12 protein-coding genes are annotated in these 11,402 nt (G+C 38.0%); 3 read left to right on the plus strand and 9 right to left on the minus strand.

What is annotated here, in order from left to right; translation table 11 throughout:
* Window positions 1–3: 3 nt before the first annotated feature.
* Together FGL31_RS03670 and FGL31_RS03675 are read left to right on the plus strand one after the other, a co-directional pair.
* A complete protein-coding gene (locus FGL31_RS03670) occupies window positions 4–318 on the plus strand; it encodes an L-rhamnose mutarotase (protein WP_138089728.1) in 315 nt (104 codons plus the stop codon).
* Between the two features lie 41 nt (window positions 319–359).
* On the plus strand, window positions 360–1,400 hold the full coding sequence (locus FGL31_RS03675) for a GntR family transcriptional regulator (protein ID WP_099372076.1): 1,041 nt from the start codon (window positions 360–362) through the stop codon (window positions 1,398–1,400).
* 256 nt (window positions 1,401–1,656) lie between these two features.
* Here FGL31_RS03675 and FGL31_RS03680 read toward each other — a convergent pair whose 3' ends face one another.
* The 9 genes from FGL31_RS03680 to panC all read right to left on the minus strand — a co-directional run bounded on the left by FGL31_RS03680 (window position 1,657) and on the right by panC (window position 10,096).
* Entirely contained in the window at window positions 1,657–2,214 is a 558-nt protein-coding gene (locus FGL31_RS03680; protein ID WP_138089729.1) for a DUF4136 domain-containing protein, read from the minus strand.
* Between the two features lie 49 nt (window positions 2,215–2,263).
* Window positions 2,264–3,904 (minus strand): NAD+ synthase, encoded by a 1,641-nt coding sequence (locus FGL31_RS03685; protein WP_138089730.1) that lies wholly within the window; start codon window positions 3,902–3,904, stop codon window positions 2,264–2,266.
* Window positions 3,905–4,099: 195 nt separating this feature from the next.
* A complete protein-coding gene (locus FGL31_RS03690) occupies window positions 4,100–4,684 on the minus strand; it encodes an FKBP-type peptidyl-prolyl cis-trans isomerase (protein WP_099372079.1) in 585 nt (194 codons plus the stop codon).
* Between the two features lie 76 nt (window positions 4,685–4,760).
* Complete coding sequence (locus FGL31_RS03695; protein WP_138089732.1) at window positions 4,761–5,372, minus strand: hypothetical protein; 612 nt, start codon at window positions 5,370–5,372, stop codon at window positions 4,761–4,763.
* 74 nt (window positions 5,373–5,446) lie between these two features.
* A complete protein-coding gene (locus tag FGL31_RS03700; RefSeq protein ID WP_232046241.1) occupies window positions 5,447–5,881 on the minus strand; it encodes a thioredoxin family protein in 435 nt (144 codons plus the stop codon).
* A gap of 38 nt (window positions 5,882–5,919) precedes the next feature.
* Window positions 5,920–8,262, minus strand: a complete 2,343-nt coding sequence (locus FGL31_RS03705; RefSeq protein WP_138089734.1) for a TonB-dependent receptor — start codon at window positions 8,260–8,262, stop codon at window positions 5,920–5,922.
* 178 nt (window positions 8,263–8,440) lie between these two features.
* Window positions 8,441–8,803 carry a DUF8478 family putative metalloprotein gene (locus tag FGL31_RS03710; protein WP_138089735.1) on the minus strand — a complete coding sequence of 121 codons (363 nt, stop codon included), beginning with the start codon at window positions 8,801–8,803 and terminating at the stop codon, window positions 8,441–8,443.
* Window positions 8,804–8,855: 52 nt separating this feature from the next.
* A complete protein-coding gene (panD, locus tag FGL31_RS03715; protein ID WP_094255370.1) occupies window positions 8,856–9,203 on the minus strand; it encodes an aspartate 1-decarboxylase in 348 nt (115 codons plus the stop codon).
* Between the two features lie 44 nt (window positions 9,204–9,247).
* Window positions 9,248–10,096, minus strand: coding sequence for a pantoate--beta-alanine ligase (panC, locus tag FGL31_RS03720; protein ID WP_138089736.1), 849 nt, complete (start codon window positions 10,094–10,096; stop codon window positions 9,248–9,250).
* 146 nt (window positions 10,097–10,242) lie between these two features.
* Between panC and FGL31_RS03725 the strand changes: the two genes are divergently transcribed.
* Window positions 10,243–11,064: a glycogen/starch synthase gene (locus FGL31_RS03725; RefSeq protein ID WP_138089737.1), complete on the plus strand. Its 822-nt coding sequence runs from the start codon at window positions 10,243–10,245 to the stop codon at window positions 11,062–11,064.
* Window positions 11,065–11,402: the final 338 nt, after the last annotated feature.

Consider the following 11,402-nt stretch of genomic DNA (forward strand, 5'->3'; position numbering starts at 1 on the left):
AAGATGAAACAAGTAGCATTTAAGATGAAATTGTTGGCCGGCAACGAAGAAGAATATTTGCGCCGACATCAAGAAATATGGCCGAAATTAGCCGAGTTATTAAAGCAAAATGGTATTTCTGAATACAGTATCTTCTTGGATCCTGAAACATTGGATCTGTTTGCTGTTCAAACACTCAATGAGCATTATAATGATTTAACATTGAGAGGACATCCAATCATGAAAGAATGGTGGGAATATATGAAAGATCTCATGGAAATAAATGCAGATTATTCACCCAAAACATTTCCATTAAAACAAGTATTTTACTTACCTTAGGTCATATACAATTGAACCAATCTTAGTAATACTTCTAACTTATGACTAATAAGGTAACTGATTTCTTGAAAACCATTCAGATTAGTGACTTTTCTGCCACACCTAAATATAAGCAGCTAGCCAGTGCCATAATCGATGCAGTTAAAAGCGGAACGCTGGAGAAGGATGATATGCTACCTTCCATCAACGAGCTTTCCGTCTATGTGGATATCTCTCGTGATACCGTAGAGAAGGCCTACAAATTCCTGAAAAATGCAGAAGTAATTGCTTCAATACCAGGAAAGGGCTACTATATCGCGACAACAGATGTAAAACAGAGAGTAAAGATTGCAATCCTTTTAAATAAACTGAGCGCACATAAAAAGATAGTATACGACTCATTCGCAAAGGAATTGGAAGATGATGCTGCATTAGATCTCTTCGTCTACAACTCTGATATAACCTATCTAAGAACATTATTAGGGGGACTGACCAAAACCTACGATTATTACGTTCTGTTCCCGCATTTTAAGGAAGGGAGAGATCAAGCTCCGGAGATTATTAATAAGCTCATACCGAGAGATAAGTTGGTTCTGTTAGGCAAATACGTTGATGATATCCAAGGTGACTTTGCTGCGGTCTATGAAAACTATGAGAAAGACATTTATGGTGCTCTGGAGGAAGCATTACCTTCATTAAGTAAATACCACACCCTAAACCTCATTTTTCCCGATAACAGCGATTATCCAAAAGCAATCATTAAAGGATTTTACAAATTTGCCCAACAATACGCTTTTAACCATTCATTGGTCAGTGAACTTGAAAAAGAAAAGATCGAACTCGGAACTTGTTATATCAATATTGCAGAAGATGACTTGGTCAAACTTCTCGACAAAATCATCAAGAAAAATCTTCAGATTGGAAAGGATGTAGGCGTTATTTCATATAATGAAACCCCACTCAAAAAATTTATCCTTAACGGAATCACTACGATATCAACCGACTTCGAAATGATGGGCAAAATGGCGGCAGAATTAATAAAAAACCGATCCAAAGACCATGTTGAAGTCCCTTTTTATCTGAAACAAAGACAATCAGTATAAAGCTGGAATGCGGCCGCTGAGGAACGCCGGTCGCTGAGCGTAGCCGAAGCGCCCGATCTCTAATGATAACGGATACTGCAGTCGCTGAGCACTATAGGAATGCCGGTCGCTGAGCGTAGCCGAAGCGCGGTCTCTAATCATAACGGATACTGCAGTCGCTGCGGACTATAGGACCGCCGGTCGCTGAGCGTAGCCGAAGCGCCCGGTATCTAATCAAAGCAGAAATAAAAAAGGGCGAAAATCTTCGCCCTTTTCCCTACTTCGTAGGATATTCTTTAAATATTCCTTCTACAACTTTTGGAAGGTTATTAATAGCTTTTTCAGGGTTATGGATCTCACCTGATCCTCTAGCTTGCCAGATTACCGAGTTTGTCCTGCGGTCTCTAGCTTCAATAATCAAATGTGAATAACGAACTTTTTCTTTTCCAACCGGATAAGAACGACCCCATCCGCCATAGCCCCACCAAGGGCTAAAGCCCCATGGGCCTCCCCAGCCCCAACCAGAATGTCCGTAGACCATTCTGCTTTTGTTGTTCACAATCGTAATGTAACGGAACAACAAGTCTGGATTGTCCTTGCTATAATTCATGCCCCTGGCCTCCAACTCATGATTTGCAGTAGACAAAATATTGTCCTTAGCAATATCATTGGTGAAATAATCCTTTGAAAGTGAATCTACCGGAGGTAACCAACCATAAGTTTTATATTGCGAGAAATCCAACTTTTGGACCCTCGTCATATTATATTTATAAGAGCTACAAGAACCCAACACTATGATGGCTCCTAATAGCATAACTGACCACAACTTTTTCATAAATCTCAATTTATATTGTTAGACGATTTTTCAATCAAAAAGTTTAATGCTAAAATGAATATTTTGCAACTAAAGGCATGGACCGTCCTGGACCGAATGCTTTAGGGCTAACTCGCAGGATAGGAGGAGCTTGGAATCTTTTGAATTCTGCATTGCAGAGCATTTTATATACCCTATTTACCAATGCCTCATCAAACCCTAAGTTGATAACATCATCCTTCGATTTTTCCATTTCAATCAACTGGAACAATACAGCATCCAAAATTTCATAGGCTGGCAAGGAATCTGAATCTTTTTGATCAGGTCTTAATTCAGCGGATGGTGGTTTTACAATAGTGTTGATAGGAATGATTTCTCGATCTCTATTGATATATCGTGCAAGTTCAAATGCTTGAGTCTTGTAAACATCACCAATGACACTGATTGATCCGGCCATATCGCCATACAAGGTGCCGTAACCGACAGCAGCCTCGCTTTTATTTGAAGTGTTCAGTAGAATATTGCCGAATTTATTGGAAATAGCCATCAATAATGTCCCTCGAGTTCTCGCCTGAATGTTTTCTTCCGTAGTATCATTTTCTCTGCCCTCAAAAGTCTCTGCTAAGGTGCTGTCAAAAGCTTTTGCACTATCTTTGATAGGAATTATTCGGTGCTGGCATCCCGTATTCTTAACTAGATCCAGCGCATCCTTTAAAGAATGATCCGAAGAATATACTGAAGGCATCAGAACAGAAAGCACATTCTCTGCACCTAAAGCTTCACATGCCAAAGCCGCAACCAGGGCAGAATCCAAACCGCCCGAAAGACCTAACACAGCTGTCTTAAAGCCCGATTTCTGAAAATAATCTCTTAAACCTAAAATTAGAGCATCATGAATTAATAAGATTTCTGAGGTCTTCAATTCTTGATGTGCCTCTTCAACTTCCAAATCATTATTGTTCAGCTCAACATATTGTAAGTCTTCATCAAATGCGTTTAATTCCATGATGACCTCCGCTTTTCTATTTAGAGCAAGCGATCTACCATCGAAAATAATATCGGTTTGTGCTCCAACCTGATTGACATAAATCAATGGCGCATTTGATTTGATTACATTACGTTTAAGCACGTTTTTGCGGCTTTCAAAATGTGTATATGAGAATGGAGAAGCCGCAATGTTGATAACTAAGTCAGGATTTTCCTTTGCAAGTTCGAGCATAATGTCTCCAACATAAGAATTAGGACCATCATCATCCCAAAGATCTTCACAGATCGTTAAAGCAATTGTTTTACCTTTAAAATTGATACATGAAACTATCTTGTTAGGCTCAAAATAACGATACTCATCAAAAACATCATAATCTGGCAGCAGGCTTTTTTTGGTAATGTGCTTAACTTCACCATTCTCTATCAAAACCGCTGCGTTGTATAACGATTTTCCTTCACCATCCTTATTAGGAACAGGAGCACCGATAATACAAGCGATATCCTTGCAATGTTTGGCAATAAATTCAATGCTCTGATAGCAATGTTGAAGAAAAGAAGAATTTCGAAGAAGATCCTTTGCAGGGTAGCCGCCAATTGCAAGTTCTGCAAAGACGATCAATTCCGCACCTGCGGACTTAGCTTTTTGAATGGATTCAATAATCTTTTCGTTATTCTTTTCGAAATTTCCAATATGGTAGTTGATCTGTGATAAAGCAATCTTCATATGCCTGAGTTTACAGTAAAAATAGTAATAAAATTTAGTTTTGATACAGAAGAACCATGCCAAATCAAAGTCTTAAACAAGAAAAATGAAGAATTAGATTTCTTGTTTTTAAAACACCAGGATAAATTATTGTCAATAAAAAAAAGGCAATCTATTGATTGCCTTAAAGTAAATATTACTGATTTTTTGTTGGTACTAATTTGCACTCTTCAATTTAAGTACTTCAATATTGAAGATTAAAGGAGAGTTCACAGGGATTTTTCCATTTTTATCCGGTTTATTGTCATAGCAATAAGGTGATGGGGCAATAAATCTGATTTTATTTCCAATCAAAAGGCCGTGTGGAAGAATTCCCGAAAATGCATTTGGAGAATTGTTTTCTGGATAAAATATCTGCAACCATGCTGGAATTAATCCGTTGATATCCATCTCATAATTATTTTGTGAATCAAATTCAGTTCCATTCATCAATTCACCTTTATAATTTATGGTAGCGACTACAGGCACCCAAGAGTTCCCCGTTTTAATATACTCGTATGTACTGTCAACAGTAGATTCCAAAACTTCATACCAAATGCCTGTTGTACTGTCGATTTTAGCATTTTCGCCAAAATTCTGCTCTGCATATTCTTTTAAGATAGGAGCTTGTGCCTTTAAAATAGAATCAATTCTTTTTAAATTTTCTTCATAATCACCAAGTCCGTTGTCAGAATCTTTTGAACAAGATGAGATTGTTGTAATAGCTAAAAATGCTATAAAAAGTAATTTTAAATTTTTCATTTGAGTATAAGTGTTCCATAAAAAAGGCAGCATGTAGGCTGCCTTTATTTGATAATTTTGATTTCTTGAATGTCATTTAGCGACCAATTTCAACCACATCGATGACAACATCTAATGGAGAATTTGGAGGAAGAGTACCTGTTCCATCTTTATCCGCAACCTCATTTAGATCATAGTAATAGATAGAAGGAGTAATCAATCTGATTTTAACATTTTTCAACAATCCTTTTGGTAATAAACCAGGGTAGTAACGTCCATTGATGTTGTTAGGGTAGAAAGCAGCTAGCCATGCACCAGGAGCATAACCAGTTTGAATTGAAGCTCTTGTTGCTGTAGTCACGTTTTTGGAATATTTACCATCCAATGACTTCTCCGAATATTTTACACTTGCAGTAACTGTCATAAATGAAGCTCCAGATTGAATATATTCAAAAGTACTGTCTACTTCAGCAGTTGTAGGAAGAACTTCAAACCAAATTCCCAATGAATCATTGTATTTTCTTCTCTCAGGATTTAAGTTCGCCTCTGCATAAGCTTTGATTTCATCTTGTTGTGCATCCTTAGTTGAATCTAATCTTGCTTGTTCTTTTTCCCAATCAATTTGCTCATAATTGTTATCATCCTTCATACAAGATGAAACTGCAACCACCGCTAAAAAAGCTACTAAGAGTAATTTTAAGTTTTTCATATTTGTTTAAGTATCTTATTTCTGATGTTGTAAACGTTAATCAAATCAATTTTGCTACAACAGCAATGTTAAATTTATAAAATATTTAATATTTGCTTAATACTTAAGTAATTAATTTTTTTCGTTTTCACCGAAAAATCTGCATTCATTATTAAAGTAGTCGGGAAAACATGCTTTTTCGATTTACCCATTAAAATTTTGAATAATTCATGATAATTACCCGTCCTTTTTCTGGAACTTGAATTGGTATATGTTACCCCATCGAATAAAACACTATCGATTGACTCCGCATCAAATTCAACAGCAAAGTATTCAGAGTTGAGTTTTTCAATCACCTCCTTATCTCTAAAAGTCTCCCTTAGCATCTTCTTGCAATAGTTGCACCAGTCCGTATGAAAGAATATCAAAACGGGTTTTGGATTGCTGTCAAGGGAGTCGCCAAGCTGTTCAAAACTGATCCAATTGACCACAGGTTCAGGCTGCTCTTGAGCCTGAACTTTTGATGACATCAATAAGATGGATAATATCAATATTTGTAACAAACGCATTAGTGAAAATGTCCTATTTTAATTCCAAATGTTATTGTTCTAGGTCTTGATGGCCCATAGATATAATTTGAATCACGGAGTGCACCTCGATCAAAATCTTTTTGGAAGGCATTGAAAACGTTCTGCATCCCTCCAAACACTTCCAAGCTCAATTCTTTCTTAAGTGAAAAGGTATATCCCAATCGGAAATTGGCCTCGAAGAAATTTGGAGAAGTTTTTAAAATCATCTCTTCTCCTTCTAACACATGTGGTACGATCATGCTTCCTGTATAAACACCAGTTACATCAACGCCGAATGGTTCTAAAGGCTTCCAATTGGCGTTTAAGTAGCCATATACATTCGGGGTCCTAACAAACCTTCTGCTGCTGATATTCTCGGCTGGAGTCGCCCCTTCATAAAGAAGTTGATCGTCATTGAATTCTGAACGCTGGATTGTGCCGCCCATCTGAAAAGTATATTTCGCCGAAGGTGCAATATTCAATTCAATATTTGATCCATAAACTTTGGCTCCTGTACCATTCCTCATTTCCTGTAGGATTAAATTTTCATCTTGGGAAGTCATGATGTTGGTAAATGGATTCTGAAGGTCCGTATAGAATCCCTCAACCAAGAGACTCGTTTGAATTGGTCCGAATCCTTTTGTGAAATTCAGTGATCCAGTATATGCGTTCGAATATTCAGTCTCAAGGTTTTCTCCGATTAACACAAAAACTTGTTGACCTCCAATGGAAGTGACGTGCATGTCTTCATTGAATGCTTGGGGAGCCCTAAAACCTCGGGCGTAACCACCTCTAAACTGCAAATAATCTGTAATATCATATAGTAAAGTGAATCTTGGGCTGAAAGTGCCGAAGTTTTGTGATGAATTTCGGTTATAACTCGCCAGTTTGTAATTGCCATCTACATAAGTATAATCATATCTCGCGCCGATCAAGGTTTTCAAATTTTCAAGGATATTCCATTCGTATTGAGCATAAGTCCCAACACCATGTGTTTTTTGATCGATCAGACGTTCATATCCAGGAATATTGTCTTTGGTTCTGTTATTGTTATATTCAACACCCGCTGTGATTACATCACGTTCGAAGGTATAGGTATATTGAGCACCGGCAACCATTGCAAAATCATCCGTCTCGCCGTATGAATTCGAGGCAAGCAAACTGTCCTGTGCAGATCTACCGCCACCCAAGCCGCCATAAAAACTTTCTCTATCGGTAAGCTGTGCTGAACCATAAATGCTTAATTTATGTTTATAATCCTTGGAATATTGATCATAAGTTAATCCTCCAATAAATGTATTGGTTCTGAGCTGCTCGGTGACATCTGTGAAATGTGGTGCTTTATCCAAATTATCTCCTCCTCGTCGAAATTCATTCAGAGCACTCAGATCCAATGTTATTTTGTTGAATTCGGAAGGTTTGTAAAAAGCTTTTGTCCCGAATGTGAGATTCTTTAGTTTGGTCATTTCAGTAAATCCATCCCCATTTGCATCATAAGCCTGACGGTTGCGGTGCATCCCGTAAAAGGTTGCTCCGGTTTTCAGATCATTGTCAACGTAGGAGGTATTGAAGTCGATGGTGTTATCCCAAGTCTGACCGTCAATGATCGAATTCGTGGATTTGATCTGCCAATCATTTTCTACAGGATCTTTAGTAATGATGTTGATCGTACCAGCAATGGCATTTGCACCAAATAGGGCAGAACCGCCCGAACGTACAACTTCAATCCTGTCAATCATGGAGGTCGGTATTTGATCAAGGCCATAAACGCTATTCAAAGCAGAAAAAACCGAACGGCTATTGATCAAGATTTGTGAATAAGCACCTTCCATACCGTTCAACCTTACTTGTGTAAATCCACAGTTCTGGCAGTTGTTTTCGACCCTAACACCGGGTTGGTAATTTAGGGTCTCTGACATAGCAACGGATTGAGTTGCTGTAAATAATTTTGGACTCAGAACATTCACGATAACCGGAGCCTTTTTCCTTTCCATACCGTATCGAGATGCGCTGACTACAACCTCATTTAGGTTTAAATTATCTTCATACAATATAATGTTCAAGCTTTCGTGCGCACCTGGTTGAATAGCTTTTTTGGCATTCTGGAAGCCTACAGCTCTTACAGAAATCGACTTGCTGCTTTGATTCTTGTTGTCAAGTTCAAAATAACCCAAACTATCTGTGGAGGTGCCAATTTTTGTGCCTTCCAATAAAATCGTAGCATTGGCAATGGGTTCTTGTTTATCCGTTATGACACGGCCAGAAATCTGGGAATAACTAGCCTTAAAGCCTAGGCCAAGGCATATAATGATCAGGAATGACCTGAGTAAAAATAGATTCATATTCTTATTATATCTCTTAATTAATCGCAGGGACAATCCAAACCTCAATAGCGGAACCCAGCAATCGGTAGGAAAATAATTCTTCCTACATCATAAAAAAATGGTGGACTATACAAAAATTTTATGAATAGCAATAGCTAATCATAAAATGAATGATGTCCGTTTTTTGAAAAATGATTTAAGAAATATAAGAAGGGGGACCGCGTCCGGAGTGGATTTCATGGTCTTGTAAGAGAATATGGTAAGACCTACAGCCGAATTCAAAAACTGTGAATTCAGGTTGAATAGGTACTTCGAAAACAAATGGGGACCAATTAAGGTAGCTGCCCTGATAAACGATGTCCAAGAAACGAATCTCAGCATCAGAATGGTGCTGATGATGTTTCTTTTCGCCAAGGTTGTAAGGGTGAATGTGAGTAACGATCTCACCCGTGGAGGTGACCTCCTTGTGCATGAAGACTACGCCGCTCGTAATAATGCCACACATCCATACCAATAGGAAGTGGGCAAGAAATTGGCGATATGAGGTTAGTCTATGCATGCACGGGTCAAATGTATGCTAAAATTAGCAATTTTATTGCTATTTGAGGATATTAAACAATTTTGTTGTGCTCATCAGGGAATACCAAAAGAGGTTTGTGATTTCTAGCTTCTTCGCGTTCCATCAATGCATAGGAAATAATAATTACGATATCTCCTACCTGAACAAGACGAGCAGCAGCACCATTCAAACAAATAGTTCCAGTCCCACGTTCTCCAGGAATCACATAAGTCTCCAATCTGGCCCCATTGTTATTGTTTACAATTTGTACTTTTTCATTGGCAATAATATCGGCAGCATCCATCAGGTCCTGATCGATGGTGATGCTACCTACATAATTCAATTCAGCTTGTGTAACACGCGCTCTATGAATTTTTGATTTCATTACTTCTATCATCATAATGCAAAGTTAGTCTTTTAATGTAATTTGATCTGTAAATTATTCTAATGAGAAAGTAATATATTGTCAATTAAACGTACGTTTTCAACCCATGCAGCAATTAATCCTACGTACCCTTTGCCTTCTTCCAACTTAGTTACAGGACTCAAGGATTTTGTTTCGCAGATACTCAAATATTCTAACTCCACCTCAGGATTTGAAGCAATAATCGCTTTTGCTCCTTCTAATAGTTCCTCAACAGATTTATTATCCAGGTTGTCTTTTATATACCTGAGAGACTTAATAAGGGTTAAAGCATTCTCCTTGCCAGCTTCTGTAAGACGAGCATTGCGTGAGCTCAATGCCAATCCTTTTTCATTCCTTACAATAGGACAGATCAACAGTTTGATATCAAGGTTCTTGATTTCTAACATGCGTTGTATGACCATAACTTGTTGAAAGTCTTTTTGTCCAAAGCAAGCTTGGTTGGGTTTTACGAGGTCAAAAAGCTTATAAACGATTTGTGTAACACCCTGAAAGTGGCCTGGACGGTGTTCTCCTTCCCAAATACGATCTAAATCTCCGAGGTCAATTTGCCATTGAGGGTCATTTTCAGGATACATTTCCTCGACTGAAGGCAAAAATAGAATGTCGCAACCAACAGACTCTAAGAGGGCGATGTCATTTTCAATGGGTCTGGGGTATTTCTCAAGATCCTTAGGGTCATTGAACTGGGTCGGATTGACGAAAATACTACAGATTGTTACATCGGTCGAAGGCTTGGCGTAATTAATTAAAGATAAGTGACCTTCATGCAGTGCACCCATGGTAGGGACCAAGGTGATGACTTTATTTTCTTTGCGGATTCCACTCAATTCTTGTTGGAGTTCCTGCTTAGTGCGAAATATTTTCACGTGCAAAAATTATGAAATAAGGTGCAAAAATGGGCAATAATCTTTAAATTATAAAATGATGATTTTTAATCAATTGTAAAATTGATAAATTAATTGTATCTTTGTAGACCGATTTTACTATTCAATAATATAAAAAACAGTTGGAGATGGCAAAAACGAAAATCTTGTTTATAACCCATGAAATGTCGCCTTTCCTTGAATTAAGTAAAATTTCTGAAATAACACGCCAGTTACCACATGCTATGCAAGAAAAAGGGTTCGAAATCCGAATTCTCATGCCGCGTTTTGGTAATATTAATGAGCGCAGAAATCGTCTTCATGAAGTGATAAGGTTGTCGGGAATGAACATTGTGGTGGACAATAATGATAATCCGCTAATTATTAAGGTAGCATCCTTGCCAGCAGCAAGAATGCAGGTGTACTTCTTGGATAATGAAGAATACTTTCAGCGGAAAAAAGTTTTTCGTGATGAGCAGGGAAAAGGATTTGCAGACAACAACGAACGTTCATTGTTCTTCTGTAAAGGAGCCTTGGAAACCGTTAAAAAACTCGGTTGGTCACCAGATGTAGTGCACTGTCATGGATGGTTTACAGCAATGGTACCAGCGTATTTGAAAACAGTGTATCAAGACGACCCAACCTTCAAAGACTCCAAAGTGTTCTTCTCATTGTACAATGAGGATTTCGGAAATGATTCATTAGGAACAAAGTATGCTGAGATGGCTGCACAAACAGATATCGAAGCAGAAAAACTTAAGGATTATGCCTCAGGAAGCTATGTAGACATCTATAAAGGAGCACTGTCCTTTACCGATGTAGCTGTAAAAGCTGATGCAGATATCAATCCGGAAATCCTAGCTTACATCCAAGAGAACAACATCCGTACCTTCGAACCATCATCAGATGAAGACTATGAAGCATTCTCTGAATTATACGATGAGTTCGTAAACGAAGAAGTTTCAGCGTAAGCTGAAAATAAAAGGAATCAAAAAAAGGTCACTGAGGAATACCCTCAGCGACCTTTTTTTGTGTAGGATAAAGTTGGAAAGGTAAGGTGGGATTTGTTGCCAATTTCATTGAATTGTGCTAGAATAGTTACACTTCTCAGGCCAATGTCAACCTCATCGGTTTTGCAGGTTTATTAATATCCAACACCGTAGTTACCGTCCAAACTGATCATCACCTTGAAATGTCCAATGTCTTATGCCTATTTCCCCAAAAATAGCCCCTTAAAAAAAAAGAACCTGTCATTCCAGAGCTTTAGCTCTGGAAACTATTTTTTGGTTATAAAGGTTATACACCTAGC

Source organism: Sphingobacterium daejeonense (assembly GCF_901472535.1).
GTDB classification, from domain to species: domain Bacteria; phylum Bacteroidota; class Bacteroidia; order Sphingobacteriales; family Sphingobacteriaceae; genus Sphingobacterium; species Sphingobacterium daejeonense.